Origin of the sequence: Methylocystis sp. MJC1 (assembly GCF_026427715.1) — a bacterium.
Taxonomy (GTDB): domain Bacteria; phylum Pseudomonadota; class Alphaproteobacteria; order Rhizobiales; family Beijerinckiaceae; genus Methylocystis.
In genome coordinates, this window is record NZ_CP107558.1 from 3,377,781 (window position 1) to 3,392,257 (window position 14,477).

The window sequence follows — 14,477 nt, forward strand, 5'->3', positions numbered from 1 at the left end:
CAAGGGGAGGGTGTAAATTCGCTTACCCCCCGAAGAGCTGCTCGAAGATATTCTTCTCCGCCGCCGCTGGCGCACGCCCGCGCCTTGGATTTGGCGGCGGGACAGCGCCAGCGTCGGGAATGTCTTCGGGCGGCAGCAGGCCCTCGATATCGCGCGGACGGCTTGCGCGTCCACGCGGCGGGGGTGGTATCGTGGCCGTCTCGTCCGGCGCCAACGGCCTTTCCTCGGCGGCGCGATTTTCCGGCGGGAGCGGAGCCACTTGTTTTTGCGGTCTCGGCGGCGGCGCGGGCGCGGCCTGGTGGTCGGCGCCGGTGAAGATGCCGATCAGCTCGTCCAGAGGCTTGGCGATCACCTCCTCCGCGTCCGAGCGCCAGGAGCCCGTCGGAAGGCCCGCGACCGGCGCGCCCCGCAGAGCGATGCTCATATAGCGGCTCCAGATTTCCACCGGCAAATTGCCGCCCGAGGCCTTCTTGGTCGGTGAGCTGTCGTCATTGCCAAGCCACACGCCGGTGACGAGGCGGCTCGTATAGCCGATGAACCAGGCGTCGCGGAAATCCTGACTGGTGCCCGTTTTGCCGGCGGCCTGCCAACCCGGCAGCTCCGCCTTGCGCGCCGTGCCGGTCAGCAGGGTCTCCTGCATCATCGTGTTCATCATCGCCACATAATGCGGCTCGATCACGCGGCCGAAGGTGGAGCCCTTGCGCTGATAGAGCGTCTTGCCGCTCGCCGTCATCACGCGCGTGATGATATGCGGCTGCACGCCGACCCCGCCGTTCGCGAAGGGCGCATAGGCGGCGACAAGCTCCAGCGGCGTCACTTCCGACGTGCCGAGCGCGATGGAGGCATTGGGCTGAAGGTCGGATTGGATGCCGAGCCGATGCGCCGTCTTCACAACGGCCTTCGGCCCAACTTCCAGGCCGACGCGCACCGCGACCGTATTGAGCGAGAGCGCCAGCGCCTTGGTGAGAGTGACGGGGCCGAAATATTGGTGGCTGTAGTTCTCAGGCGTCCAGCCCTTGATGTTGAGCGGGCCGTCCTCGCGCACGGACTCCGGCGTCATGCCGTGTTCGAGACCCGCGAGATAGACAAAGGGCTTGAAGGCGGAGCCCGGCTGGCGCTTGGCGGAAACAGCGCGGTTGAACTGGCTTTCGGAATAATCGCGGCCGCCGACCAGCGCGCGGATCGCGCCATTGGGGTCGATCGACACGATGGCGCCTTGAGACACGCCATATTTCGCGCCCTTCTTGTCGAGCTCCTCCTTCAGCGCGCCTTCGGCGACGGCCTGCAGGCGCGGGTCGATGGTTGTGGTGACGACAAGGTCCTGGTCGATGGCGCCGATCGTGTCGTCGAGCATGTCCATGACGTAGTCTGCCGCGTAATTGGCCGAGCCCGCGCCCAGGCCTTTGGCTGCTTGCGCCGGATGAGCGAGCGCCGCCTTGGCCATCGCCTCGCTGATATGGCCTTCCTGCGCCATGGCCGTGATGACCTGCGCGGCGCGCTCGGTCGCGCCTTCGGGATTGCGATCGGGGGCGAGCTTGCTCGGCGCCTTCATCAACCCCGCGAGCACGGCGGATTCGGAAAGCGTCGCGGTCCGCGCGCTATGGCCGAAATAACGCTGCGTCGCCGCCTCCACGCCATAGGCGCCGGAGCCGAAATAGACGCGGTTGAGATAAAGCTCGAGGATCTGGTCCTTCGAATATTTGTGTTCCAGCCAAAGCGCCAGGATGGCCTCCTGGATCTTGCGCGAGATTGTGCGCTCCTGCGTCAGGAACAGGTTTTTCGCGAGCTGCTGGGTGAGCGTCGAGCCGCCCTGCATGCCGCCATGGCCGGTGACATTGCGCAGCAAGGCGCGGGCGATGCCCTGCGGATCGACGCCCCAGTGCGAATAGAAACGCCGGTCCTCGATCGCGATGAAGGCCTTGGGCAGATAGGGCGGCAGGTCCAAGATGCGGATCGCCGCGCCGCCCGTGTCGCCGCGATTGGCGAGCAGCTCGCCGTCCGAGCCCATGATCGCGATATTGGGCGGGCGCTTGGGCACCGCGAGCTGGTCGATCGGCGGCAATTGCGAGCCGTAATAGACCGCGATCGCCCCGGCGCCCACCACGCCCCAAATGGAAAGGGTGAAGGCCCAGTAAAAGAGCGCGCCGATCATCGAACCGGACCGCCGTCGCTTCGGTTTGGCAGTTGCTTCAGCCTCGAAATCGTCCGGCTCCTCCGCGTCTCGCGCCTGACGGGCGCGGGGCGAAGGCCGTCTCTCGGCCCGCAATTCCCAGTCGTCGTCTTCGCCGTCGTCGAACCTTGGTTCCTGACGTTTGCCGCCGCGCGCCATTTGCTCCGTCCAGAGGCTCTCCGCCCGCCGCCTCTCGCCATGGATTCAACTTAAGGAAGGCGCTTTAAGGGCTAGTTAAGAAATCGCGCGAGCGAGGGCTATTAATCCTTGTGATTATTTGAGAGCATTGCCGCATGCGCACGATGACGATCTCTCTTTCCGACCAACAAGCCCAGCGTATCCAGCTCGCGGTCGAAACCGGCGCCTATGCCTCGAATAGCGAGGTGCTCCGCGAAGCGCTGCGCCTTTGGGAGCAACGCGAGGAACTCCGGGCGCTCGAACTCCAACGACTCAAGCAGGCCTATGAGAACGGCCTGGCGAGCGGCCCTGGGCGCGAGGTGGAAGCAGATGCGCTGCTCGCCGAGTTCAAAAGGAAAGCCGGCCTGGGTGGCTAGGGTCGCCCTTACGCCGGCTGCGGAATCTGCGCTTTTCGATATATGGGCGACGGTGGCGCTCGATAATGTTCGAGCGGCCGACGGCCTTTTTCAGCGCATAATGAAGAAAGCGCGACTTGCCGCGGAAAATCCGCTGATGGGCGCGCCACGACCCGAGCTGGGCCCTAACGCCCGCATCCTCATCGAGGGGCGCTACCTGATAATTTACGAGCCTGCGGAGGACGGCGTCACAATCATCGCCATTGTTCATGGCGCAAGGGCCCCCGAAAGCTGGCTCGCAAGCTGAATTCTCCACACCCCCGACGCGCCACCCCTTGCGCTTCGTTCTCCAGCTTGCCAAAGTCTCCGCCCCCGGCGCGTCGCGCCCAATAAACGAGACGGTTCCCAAGGCGATGAAGGTCACGATCGAGAGAGCGGCGCTGCTGCGGGCGCTCGGCCATGTTCATCGGGTGGTTGAACGGCGCACCACGATCCCCATTCTCGCCAATGTGCTGATCGACGCCAGGGACGGAACGCTGACGCTGAAAGCGACCGACCTCGATCTCGAGATCACCGAAAAGGCGCCGGCCGAGGTCGAGCAGCCCGGCGGCACGACGCTTCCCGCGCATACGCTCTACGACATCGTCCGCAAGCTGCCCGAAGGCGCGCAAGTGTCGCTCGACGGCTCCGGCGAGGCCGGCCAGCTCACGCTGCGCTCGGGGCGTTCGCGCTTCAACCTGTCGACCCTGCCGGAAAGCGACTTCCCCGATGTGACCTCCGGCGAGTTCAGCCATAGCTTCTCGCTTGCGCCCGCCGATCTCAAGCGGCTCATCGAGAAGACGCAGTTCGCCATCTCCAGCGAAGAAACACGCTATTATCTCAACGGCATCTACATCCACGCGATGGAGGTCGAGGGCCAGTTGATGCTGCGCGCGGTGGCGACCGACGGCCACCGCCTCGCCCGTCTCGAACTGCCGGCGCCGGAAGGCTGCGCGGGCATGCCGGGCGTCATTCTGCCCCGCAAAGCGGTGCAGGAGGTTCAGCGCCTCATCGAAGATGCGCAGGGCGAGGTGCTCGTCGAGCTCTCGACGAACAAGATGCGCTTCTCCTTCGGCGACGCGCTGCTGACGACGAAGCTCATCGACGGCACCTTCCCCGATTACGCCCGCGTCATACCGGCGGGCAACGACAAGCGCCTGACGGTAGAGCGCGACGTGTTCGCCAAGGCCGTCGACCGCGTCTCCACCATTTCGTCCGAGCGCGGCCGCGCGGTGAAACTCGCTCTGACGGAAGGCAAGCTCGTGCTTTCCGTCACCAACCCCGATCAGGGCTCGGCGGTCGAGGAAATCGAAGCCGATTACGACGGCGCGCCGCTCGACGTCGGCTTCAACGCCAGATATCTCCTCGACATCACCCAGCAGCTTGACAGCGACACGGCGCTCTTCAAGCTCGCCGATCCGGGGTCGCCCACGCTGATTCAGGACCGCGACGGCGCGAGCGCGCTTTACGTGCTGATGCCGATGCGGGTCTAAAGACGTTTGGCGTCGACGGTAGGGTAAGGCCAGTTTACGCTGCATGCGAAACCGAGCGCGGCGTCACGTCCGGCAGCGCTTGCGAGCAGTGGGGCGGCGCCTCATTGTGAAATAGCCGCGTTCGTAAGGGACAAAGGCTTCCATGCTGGATTTCTACGTCCATCTCTGGCCCTGGCTTGCCGCCTGCCTTGCCGTAGGCGCGGCGACGGGCGCGCTCACGCCGGGACAGACGAGAGGCAAGGGACCTGCGCGCTGGCTGATATGGGTTGGCCTTGCGTCGCTTGCTGGCGCCGCCGCAATTGCGCTCGGCGCCGTCGAGGGGGCCGTCTCCAGCCAGATCGAACTCGGGCTCGCTTGCATCGTCAGCCTCATGCTAGGCGCCGGCGCCACTGCGCTCATCTTCCAGCGCACGCTCACAGGGCATGAGGCCTGGGCGCTGGGGCTCATCCCGGCCATGCTCCTGTGGTCGGGCGCCTCTCAGATCGCCGCGCCCGCCTATGAGGCGGATTTGCAAAAGCGCATCGCCGCGCTCGCGCAGGCGGCGGGCGCCGATCCTGCCAGCCTCGCGCTTTCCGGGCGCGACATTACGGCGCCCCCAGCGGTCGCCGCGAACAAAGAACTCATCGCACAGATCGCAGCCACTCCCGGCGTTGGGCGCGTGATCTCGGCAAGTGCGCCAGCGCCGGTCGAGAACGATAAGAAGCCCGAACAGACAGCGGCAATCCAGCCGGCTCCACTACCGCCTCCCAGCGCCCCTACCCCTGAGGCACAGTCGTCTGGCGAATTTGACCTGGCCGCCTGCCAGCACGCGCTGGACGCTGTCGTCGCGTCGGACCCTGTCGCTTTCCGCGAAGCGCGCGCCACCGTCAACCGCCGCACCGCGCTTGCGCTCGATAAAGCGGCGGAAGTCATCCGTCAGTGTCCAGACACGACGATAGAAGTTCGCGGCCATGGCGACGCGGGCGTCGAGGATGATGTATTGTCGCGCCGCCGTGCGCTGGCCGCAGCGCATTATTTGCGCCTCGAAGGCGTTTCCGGCCACAAGCTCGTGGCCGTCGGCTGCTGCGAAAAGGCGAAAGACGAACGTCGCCCCGGAGCGATCGATTACATCGCGCGCTGAGCGGCCTGTTTGTCGCGCAGGTAGCGTGGAGCCGCGCCCGATAAAAGCCCGCTGGCCGAGCGGCACAGCTTTTGTTTTCACGAAAAGGAACGGCTCCCGATGAGCCGAGCGGAGCCGTTCCGAGGAGAGAAAGACCGTCTTGAACGCCACCACCCCGCCCGATCACGCCGCAACCGTCGCCGCGATGAAGGAAGAGGTGCTGCATCGCCTCACCTTCACGGTGTGCAAGGACGCTGCGGCCGCCAGCCCCCGCGACTGGTTCGTGGCCACCGCGCTCGCGGCGCGCGACCGAGCGGCCGGAGCCTGGCTCGTCTCCACCAAGCGTAACTATCGCGAGGATCGTCGCCGCGTTTATTACCTCTCGCTGGAATTCCTCATCGGCCGGCTTCTCATCGATACCCTGACCAATCTCGATCTCACCGGCGCCATGCGCGAGGCGCTGGCCGAACTCGGCGTCGACCTGGACAAACTGCGCGAAATCGAGCCGGACGCGGCGCTCGGCAATGGCGGGTTGGGGCGTCTTGCCGCCTGCTTCATGGATAGCATGGCCACGCTGGAAATCGCCGCCTGCGGCTATGGCATACGCTACGACCACGGCCTTTTCCGACAGACGATCAAAGACGGCTGGCAGCAGGAATATCCCGAGGACTGGTTGTCATTCGGAAACCCTTGGGAGTTTCCCCGCCCGGAAATCACCTATGACATCGGCTTCGGCGGCCATGTGGAGACGACGCGGCTGCCCGATGGCGCGGCGGCGCATGTGTGGCGACCGGGCGAGACGATCGTCGCCGTCGCTTATGACACGCCGGTGGTCGGCTGGCGCGGCAAGCATGTGAATACGCTGCGCCTATGGTCAGCGCGCGCCCTAGACCCGCTGCGCCTCGACGCCTTCAACCAGGGCGACCATCTGGGCGCGCTCACAGAACAGGTGCGCGCCGAGGCGATTTCCAAGGTTCTCTATCCGAGCGACTCGACGCCCGCCGGCCAGGAGCTGCGGCTGCGGCAGGAATATTTCTTCGTCTCGGCGTCGCTGCAGGATCTCATCCGCCGCCATATGAAACAGACTGGCGACATACAGAAGCTCGCCGAAAAAACCGCGATCCAGCTCAACGACACTCATCCCGCGATCGGCGTCGCCGAGCTGATGCGCCTTCTCGTCGATGTCCACGGCGTCGAATGGAAGGAAGCCTGGAAGATCACTCAGGCAACCTTCGCCTATACCAATCACACGCTGCTGCCCGAGGCGCTCGAGACCTGGCCGGTGTGGCTGATGGAGAAGCTGCTGCCGCGCCACATGCAGATCATCTATCTCATCAACGCCATGCATCTCGACGGCTTACGCGAGAAGGGCGTCACGGATTTGGGCGTTCTCTCTTCCGTCTCGCTCATCGACGAGCACAATGGACGCCATGTCCGCATGGGTCATCTCGCCTTTCTGGGCTCGCACAAGGTGAATGGCGTTTCCGCCTTGCATAGCGAATTGGTGAAGGAAACCGTCTTCAAGGATTTCCACCGCCTTTACCCTGATCGCATCGTCAACAAGACCAATGGCGTGACCTTCCGGCGCTGGCTGCTGGAGGCCAATCCGCCGCTGTCGCGCCTGCTCGCAGAGACGATCGGAACCGGCGTCTTCGACGACGCCGCAAAGCTTGCCGAGCTCGAAGCCATCGCAGACGATCCCTATTTCCAGAGCCGCTTCGCCGCCGCCAAGCGCGAGAACAAGGAGCGGCTCGCCGCCAAGATCTTTGACAGCGTCGGCGTCAGGGTGGACCCAGATGCGCTTTTCGACGCGCAGATCAAGCGCATCCACGAATATAAGCGCCAGCTTCTCAATGTGCTGGAGGCTGTCGCTCTCTATCTCGACATCAAATCGCAGCCGAGCCGGGATTTTGTCCCTCGCGTGAAGATCTTCGCCGGCAAGGCCGCGGCGAGCTATCATCAGGCGAAGCGCATCATAAAGCTCGCGAACGATGTGGCGAGCGTTGTGAACGCCGACGCCGCGACACGCGACCTGCTCAAGATTGTCTTCCTGCCAAACTACAATGTGAGCCTTGCTGAAGCGATCATCCCCGCCGCCGATCTCTCCGAGCAGATTTCGACCGCCGGCATGGAGGCGTCAGGCACGGGCAATATGAAATTCGCTCTCAATGGCGCGCTCACGATCGGCACGCTCGACGGCGCCAATGTCGAAATCAAGGAGCACGTTGGCGACGACAACATCTTCATCTTCGGCCTGACCGCGCAGCAGGTGGCGGAAAGCCGTGCGCGCGGGATAGACGCGCGCGAGACGATCGCCGCGAGCCCACGTCTCGCCGAGGCGCTGCAGGCTGTGGCAGGTGGCATGTTCTCGCCCGACGATCCGCATCGCTACGCGCAACTCGTCGACGCGCTGACCTATTCCGACCACTTCCTGGTGACGAAGGATTTCGACAGCTATTGCGATACGCAGCGCAGGGTCGACGCGCGCTGGCGCGACCAGAAGGCGTGGCGGCGCGCGTCGATTCTCAACACTGCGCGAGTCGCGTGGTTTTCGTCCGACCGCACAATTCGCGAATATGCGGAAGAGATTTGGAAGGTCGAAGTTTAACTCTCCGCTTGGGCGCGTGCGCTCTCTCTGCAATCCAAGGGGCATTGCCGACGCTTGCGTGAGCGAGCGACCGGGAATATCGGCTGTCTTGGCTCTGGATTCCCGATCGGGCCTTCGGCCCGTCGGGAATGACACCGGCCCAAGTACGTGACTATCGATAGCCTCGATCACCCAACCGAGCGGCGCGGCGCGCGCAGCGGCGTGCGGAGTTGAAGCTTGGTTACCCTGCGCAGCTCGGGCGGCGGCTCGTTCATGACAGGTGTTTCGTCGAACTCTATGATTGCGGCCCTCTTCTCCGAAAGCTCCTCGACAACACGGCGTCCGCTCTCGGTCTCCGCCACATGGGCCGCGCCGTTCAGCACGCCGCCACGCGTCACCTCGATGGCGCCGCAGTCCCATTTGCCTTCGACGCGACCCATGGCGCGCACGGCAAGGAGATCTCTCGCTGCGATCTCGGCGTTGACGTAGCCGGATATGTCCGCGGTAGACACTTCGATCTTGCCTTTGACGACGCCTGTCGGCCCGACGAGAAGGTGTCGGCAGTCGATCTCGCCATCGAATGAACCGTCGATTACGATGCTGCCGCGCGCCTTGATCGCGCCCGTTAGTTCGGCTCCTTGTCCGATATAGACGGAATCTTCCTCTTCCGGCCTGAACGTCGCCATGTCGGTCCCCTCTCTTCGCGCGATTGCCAGCTCGCTGGAGCGATTCGCCGCGGCAGCTAGCTTAATCCGTTTCGCGCTTTCGCGGGGCGGTTTCATTTTCTTTTCTCAACACTTGTGTGGATAAACGACGTTCATTTTGTGTCGAAGCTCGAGCGGCCGCGGCTTCGATCAGTGCTGATGAATATATCTGCCAGGCGCGGGTTCAAGCGGCACGAAGCCTTTCTCCGGCGCGCCCATCTGGGGCGGCGCGGCGCGCTCTTTGCCGCTCTGACGCTCCAGCCATGACGCCCAGGCCGGCCACCATGAGCCTTCGAAGAGCTTGGCGCGTTCGCGCCAATGGTCAGCGCTGACGTAGCGGTCGTTTCGTGCGCGCACGGCGAGATGATAGCGCCGGCCCTCGTGACCGGGCTCCGAAACAATGCCGGCATTGTGTCCGCCATTGGTGAGCGCGAAAGTGAGGTCGTTATCGGTGAAGAGATGAATCTTATAGACCGAGCGCCATGGGGAGATGTGGTCGGTTTCAGTGCCGACAACGAACATGGGAACCGAAATATCCTTCAGGGCGATCACATCGTCATTGACCGCATAGCGCCCGGCGGTCAGCCTGTTTTCCAGAAAGAGACCGCGCAGATATTGCGAATGCATGAGGTAGGGCATGCGCGTCTGATCCGCGCTCCAGGCCATCAGATCCGTGGCGTGCTCTCTCTCGCCTAAAAAATACTCCTGTATCGCCCGCGCCCAGAAGAGTTCGTTGGAGCGCAGCGCCATGAAGACGCCCGACATTTGATAGGTGTCGAGATAGCCTTGATCCCACATCATGTCTTCGAGAAAGGCGACCTGCGCCGCATCGACGAAGAGCATGAGATCGCCGGGCTCGCTGAAGTCCGTCTGGGAGGCGAGGAGCGTCACCGAGGCGAGCCGATCGTCGCCATCGCGCGCCATCGTCGCCGCAGCGATCGAGAGGAGCGTTCCGCCGAGGCAATAGCCTGCTGCATGGATCTTACGTTCGGGCAAGACGGCGTTGACGATTTCGATCGCTTCCATGACGCCGAAGGTGCGATAGTCGTCGAGTTCGATATCGCGATCCTTTGCCGTCGGATTGCGCCAGGAGATCATGAATACGGTGAATCCGCGCTCGACCAGATAGCGCACAAGCGAATGATGCGCGGCAAGGTCGAGCACATAATATTTCATGATCCAGGCGGGAACGATCAGGATAGGCTCGGCCGCAACATTTTCGGTAGCAGGCTGATATTGGATCAGCTCCATAAGATGGTTGCGGAAGATCACCTCGCCCGGCGTCGCCGCGACATCCTTGCCGATTTCATAGCCATTATCGCCATCGCCGGATTGGGTCGCAACGTCGAGAAAATCCTGGACGAAATATTCAAGGCCGCGCAGCAAATTCGCGCCGCCTTCCCGCTGCGTCAGATCCATGACGAGGGGATTGAGCCATGGGAAGTTCGAGGGCGAAAAGACGTCGAGATATTTGGTCGCGAGAAAAGAGACGCGCGCGGCGTTGTTCGGCCGCATGCCGCGCAGCTCCCGCGTCGCCTTCCGCCACCATTGCTGCTGCGACAGAAACGCCTGCTCGAAGAAGAGATAAGGAAAAGCCGACCAGGCGGGATCGTTGAAGCGCCTGTCGGAAGGCTCGGGCGCAAAGGGCCGCTCCGCCTTGTCGCTGACGAGATTATGCATGCCGAAATGAGCAAGCCGCGCAGCCGAAGAAAAGGCCTCCATCGTCAGCTCGAGCTGGCGCCCCGGCGATTGTGTGAGATGCGCCGCCCAATCTATCCAGGCCGATATTTGGGCGTGCGGCGAAATGCCCTGGGTGAATCGCGCGACCGTCGCCTGCGCGACGCGGTCGACGGTCTCGAAGGATTGCGGCCGCATCAACGACGTGAGCGGCGGCGGCGCGCGGCGTTCGAGAGCGCGAGGGACGTCCACACTGTGCTTTTTGACAGGCTGGTTCATGGCTGGCCCTTTATGTCCACCCTACTCTGACGCTGCATTATAGCAAATCCGTGAAGGTCAGGCTGTAGGGCCTTCGGCCAGCAACTCGGTGATCGAGCCGTTTTCGTGACGCCGCCTGATCGCTTGCGCGAACAGACCGGCAATCGGAACGATCATCAGGCGCTCGCCTAGCGCTTGGGCCGTGGCATCGCCTTCGCGCAAAGGAACGGCGTCGGTGATCACAAGCCCGTCGATCGGCGCGTCCCGCAGCGTTTCGGCCGCGGCCTTGGCGAAGACGCCATGAGTCGCTGCGACAAAAACCCGCGCCGCGCCATGCACGCGACACGCCGCCGCTGCCCGCGCCGCCGTTCCGCCCCCCGCGATCAGATCGTCCAGTATGATGGCCACGCGGCCGTCGACGTCGCCCGCGAAAATCTCTCCCGTTACCTTTCCTTCGCTACGCGTCTTGTCCATGAAGGCCTTGGCGACTGGACGCCGCAACATGCGCTCCAGCCGCTGGCGAAACAATTCCGCGCGCTTTTCTCCGCCGAGATCGGGCGAGACGACAGCGGCCGGAGCATCGCCGATCAAAGGCTCGAAGTGGCACGCGAAAAGCGCATGGGCGTCGAGTGGAATTGTCTCGCAACGAAAGGCGTTTTCAAAAGCCGCGATGTTGTGGACGTCGACCGTCATCACCCCGTCTGTCCGCATCGCCTCGAAGAGCTGCGCCACATATCGCGTCGTAATGGGATCGCGCGGCTTGGTGCGACGGTCCTTGCGTGAGAAGCAGAGATAAGGCGCAACCACCGTCACCCGCGCCGCCCCGGAATCCTTCATTGCGCCGACGAAGAACAGAAGCTTTAGGAGCTTATCGGCGCTGCTCGCGCCTGCTTCGCCATGCAGGCTGAAGAGCGCAAAGGCGTCGTGGCCGCGCACGCTCGTGAGCGGGCGCAACTTATATTCCCCGTCTTCGAAAGAGCGGTCTTCGAGCGGCGCGAGAGCGACGCCAAGCGTTCTCGCGACCGCCTCGCCGAAAGCGCGGCTGGAGCCCAGCGCAAAGAGAGAAAGATTGGCCATGACGACGCCTATTCCTCCACGAGCCAGGAGGCGATGCGCGGCCATTCATTGACGATCGTGCTGCGCCCCATAAAGAGCGCAAGATGGCCGCATGGCGCGATCGCCGTTTTCACCGCGCCGGCGACAAGATCCGCCCCCGCCAAAGCCTGCCCCGGCGGCGCGATTGTGTCATGCTCGCCGACGAGCAAAAATAGCGGCTTGTCGAGCGCGCAAATATTCACCGCTTTTCCCAAGGCCGGAAAGGCGCCCCGCGCCAGCAGATTCTCACGGAATAAGCGGCAAAACACTTCGCGGTAGTAGGGCCCCGGCAGATCGACGACGCGCTTGTCCCAATGCTGAAAGGCGACGACGGCGGCCTGTTCGGGAGGCGACGACCAAGGCGGCGCGAGCTGCAGCGAGTCGACAAGCCGCCTCTCCTCGCAATCCTCTCGAGGCCAGAGCGGCGCCATCTGCTCGCCTCTCACAATGCCGCCGCCGCTCTCGATCAGCCGATCTATCACATGGTTGGTCGTTTTTTCGACAGGCTCGGACAGAGCCGAGCATGCGGCCTGCAAATCGATCGGCGCGCCCGCGACCACGATGCGGCGGACTTTATGGGGAAAGCGTGCAGCATAGACGAGGGAAAACCAGCCGCCCTGACACGGGCCGATGAGATCGACTGGCGCGCCGATGTCGTCGACCGCGACATTCAGCGCCGCAAGCTGCGCGTCGATGCCGACGAGCCGCGTTTCGGAAGTGGCCGACTTCCATTCGGCGAGATATAGCCTTTCGCAGCCATTTTGCAGCAAAGCTTGAACAATGCTGTGTCCCGGCGCGAGATCCGCAAGCTGGGCGTCATGAAGCGCATAAGGCGCGACGATAAGAACGGGCGCGCCTGCGTCCGAGATCGAAAAATCCCACAGACGAAGCCCGTTGAGCTCGAGCAAAAGCCTGTTGGGCGTGCACCATTCGGGTCCCACGCCCTCCGCCGGCGCCGGAAAAGCGGCCGCTTCCAGCGCGCGGCGCCATATCTCCATCGTCAAGAGCGGCCAAGCGAAAGGATTTCGCGTCCATATGTCCCAGGCCATAGCCTTTTCCATCATGATCGAAGGCGGCCTATCATATGTGATGGGACGGCAGGAATGCGATGGCTGAAAAACAGCTCGAGCAAAGCGGTTGGGACGGCGTCATTTCGACGCGTGACAAGCTGCGCTTTCTCTGCGCGCCATCCGCCTATCCGCACAAGCCGGCCATCGTCGAGCTCGTCGAAACCCATATGTCTTACGTCTTCCTCGCCGGCGAGCGGGCGTACAAGCTGAAGAAACCGGTGCGATATCCCTTTCTCGACTTCTCGACGATCGAGGCGCGCGAGCGCGATTGCCGCGAGGAGCTGCGCCTCAACCGGCGATTGTCGAAGGACGTCTATCTCGGCGTGACGCCGCTTACGGCGATCGGCGATCGCCTGTCGCTGAGCGAAACAGGCGAAATCGTGGAATGGCTCGTTGAAATGCGTCGCCTGCCGGGCGAGCTCATGCTCGATGCTCTGCTCTGGACCAGGGGCGTGCGCGATTCACAGATCACGGCCGTCTGCGAAACGCTCGCGCAATTCTACCGGCGGGCAGAGCGCTCTAAAATTCGGCCTGAGCAATATACTGCGCGCCTCGCCGCCGAGCAGAAGGTCAATCGCGCCATGCTCACGCATCCCGGAATCGATGGCGCCCCCCAAATCTTAGAGCGTCTCGATGCGCGCCTTGTGGCTCAGCGCCCGCAACTCGAAGCGCGCGTAGCGGCGGGGCGCATCGTCGATGGCCATGGCGATCTGCGTCCCGAACATATTTGTCTCACCGAGCCTGTCGTTATCTTCGATTGTCTCGAATTCAACGCCGAACTGCGTCAGGTCGATCCCTTCGACGAGGTGGCGTTTCTCGGCGTCGAATGCGCGCAACTCGGCGCGCCACACCTCTTGCGCCGCTTCATCGAAGAGCTTGCTTTGCATTTGGAAGAGGCGGTCCCGTCTTGGGACTTGATCTGGCTTTACGCCGCATGGCGCGCAGCGCTGCGCGCCCGTCTCTCCATCGCTCATCTCTTGGATCCGTCGCCGCGTCACCCCGACAAATGGGCTCCTCTCGCAAATCGCTATCTCGATCTGGCCGCCCGCGCGCTCGACGGCGCGTTTTGAAGAAGGGAGGACGATTTGCCGTTCCAGGATCGTCAAGAAGCCGGTCGGCGGCTCGCCGGAGCGCTCGAGCGCTTCAAGGGTCCGGACACTGTCGTCTTCGCTTTGCCGCGCGGCGGCGTTCCTGTCGCCGCTCAAATCGCCAAGACGCTCGGCGCGCCGCTCGACCTCGTGCTGGTGCGCAAGATCGGCGTTCCCTTTCAGCCCGAGCTTGCGATGGGCGCTATTGCAGATGGCGGCGAGTTGGTCGTCGCTCGCAACGAGGACGTCATCGCGCTCGCGGGCGTGACCGAAACGCAGTTTCACCGTGCCGTCTCGCATGAGACAGCGGAAATCGAGCGACGCCGGCGTCTTTATCTCGGCGGGCGCGACCGCGTCGATGCGAAAGGACGCACCGCGATCGTCGTCGATGACGGCGTCGCGACCGGCGCAACGACGCGCGCGGCGCTCCGGGCGGTCCGCGCCCGCGCACCGAAAAAGCTGATTCTCGCCGTGCCGGTAGCGCCGACAGAGAGTCTCGACGAGCTGCGTGCGGAGGCCGATGAGATAATCTGCCTCGAGTCGCACGAGTATTTTCTGGGGGTCGGCTGCTACTACGCCGATTTCAGCCAGACCGAGGACAACGAAGTCATCGACCTCCTCGATCGCTACGGCGGAGGGCCTGCGCGCGATTGAATGTTAAGGC

Annotated in this window: 12 protein-coding genes; 7 read left to right on the top strand and 5 right to left on the bottom strand. The window is 63.5% G+C overall.

Going from position 1 to position 14,477, the window contains the following annotated elements:
• Nucleotides 1-22: 22 nt before the first annotated feature.
• Nucleotides 23-2,329, bottom strand: a complete 2,307-nt coding sequence (locus OGR47_RS16250; RefSeq protein WP_165055088.1) for a transglycosylase domain-containing protein — start codon at nucleotides 2,327-2,329, stop codon at nucleotides 23-25.
• Nucleotides 2,330-2,463: 134 nt separating this feature from the next.
• Between OGR47_RS16250 and OGR47_RS16255 the strand changes: the two genes are divergently transcribed.
• The 5 genes from OGR47_RS16255 to OGR47_RS16275 all read left to right on the top strand — a co-directional run bounded on the left by OGR47_RS16255 (nucleotide 2,464) and on the right by OGR47_RS16275 (nucleotide 7,942).
• Nucleotides 2,464-2,724, top strand: coding sequence for a type II toxin-antitoxin system ParD family antitoxin (locus tag OGR47_RS16255; RefSeq protein WP_165055087.1), 261 nt, complete (start codon nucleotides 2,464-2,466; stop codon nucleotides 2,722-2,724).
• Entirely contained in the window at nucleotides 2,717-3,010 is a 294-nt protein-coding gene (locus OGR47_RS16260) for a type II toxin-antitoxin system RelE/ParE family toxin (protein ID WP_246729809.1), read from the top strand. The genes OGR47_RS16255 and OGR47_RS16260 overlap by 8 nt, the downstream gene beginning before the upstream one ends.
• Nucleotides 3,011-3,116: 106 nt before the next feature.
• Nucleotides 3,117-4,235 (top strand): DNA polymerase III subunit beta, encoded by a 1,119-nt coding sequence (gene dnaN / locus OGR47_RS16265; RefSeq protein ID WP_165055166.1) that lies wholly within the window; start codon nucleotides 3,117-3,119, stop codon nucleotides 4,233-4,235.
• A 142-nt stretch (nucleotides 4,236-4,377) separates the two neighbouring features.
• The gene (locus OGR47_RS16270) at nucleotides 4,378-5,355 is read left to right on the top strand and encodes an OmpA family protein (RefSeq protein WP_165055083.1); all 978 of its coding nucleotides are present in this window, start codon (nucleotides 4,378-4,380) and stop codon (nucleotides 5,353-5,355) included.
• A gap of 184 nt (nucleotides 5,356-5,539) precedes the next feature.
• Nucleotides 5,540-7,942 carry a glycogen/starch/alpha-glucan phosphorylase gene (locus OGR47_RS16275; protein ID WP_165055164.1) on the top strand — a complete coding sequence of 801 codons (2,403 nt, stop codon included), beginning with the start codon at nucleotides 5,540-5,542 and terminating at the stop codon, nucleotides 7,940-7,942.
• A gap of 167 nt (nucleotides 7,943-8,109) precedes the next feature.
• Here the strand turns inward: OGR47_RS16275 and OGR47_RS16280 are convergent, their stop codons facing one another.
• From OGR47_RS16280 to OGR47_RS16295, 4 genes are all read right to left on the bottom strand, one after another.
• Complete coding sequence (locus OGR47_RS16280) at nucleotides 8,110-8,607, bottom strand: bactofilin family protein (protein WP_165055081.1); 498 nt, start codon at nucleotides 8,605-8,607, stop codon at nucleotides 8,110-8,112.
• 168 nt (nucleotides 8,608-8,775) lie between these two features.
• Nucleotides 8,776-10,581: a PHA/PHB synthase family protein gene (locus OGR47_RS16285; RefSeq protein WP_165055079.1), complete on the bottom strand. Its 1,806-nt coding sequence runs from the start codon at nucleotides 10,579-10,581 to the stop codon at nucleotides 8,776-8,778.
• Between the two features lie 57 nt (nucleotides 10,582-10,638).
• Nucleotides 10,639-11,637 (bottom strand): ribose-phosphate diphosphokinase, encoded by a 999-nt coding sequence (locus OGR47_RS16290; protein WP_165055077.1) that lies wholly within the window; start codon nucleotides 11,635-11,637, stop codon nucleotides 10,639-10,641.
• Nucleotides 11,638-11,645: 8 nt separating this feature from the next.
• Nucleotides 11,646-12,704 (bottom strand): alpha/beta fold hydrolase, encoded by a 1,059-nt coding sequence (locus OGR47_RS16295; protein ID WP_165055075.1) that lies wholly within the window; start codon nucleotides 12,702-12,704, stop codon nucleotides 11,646-11,648.
• A 59-nt stretch (nucleotides 12,705-12,763) separates the two neighbouring features.
• Between OGR47_RS16295 and OGR47_RS16300 the strand changes: the two genes are divergently transcribed.
• Nucleotides 12,764-13,795, top strand: a complete 1,032-nt coding sequence (locus OGR47_RS16300) for a hypothetical protein (RefSeq protein ID WP_246729808.1) — start codon at nucleotides 12,764-12,766, stop codon at nucleotides 13,793-13,795.
• Between the two features lie 15 nt (nucleotides 13,796-13,810).
• Nucleotides 13,811-14,467 carry a phosphoribosyltransferase gene (locus tag OGR47_RS16305; protein WP_165055073.1) on the top strand — a complete coding sequence of 219 codons (657 nt, stop codon included), beginning with the start codon at nucleotides 13,811-13,813 and terminating at the stop codon, nucleotides 14,465-14,467.
• Nucleotides 14,468-14,477: the final 10 nt, after the last annotated feature.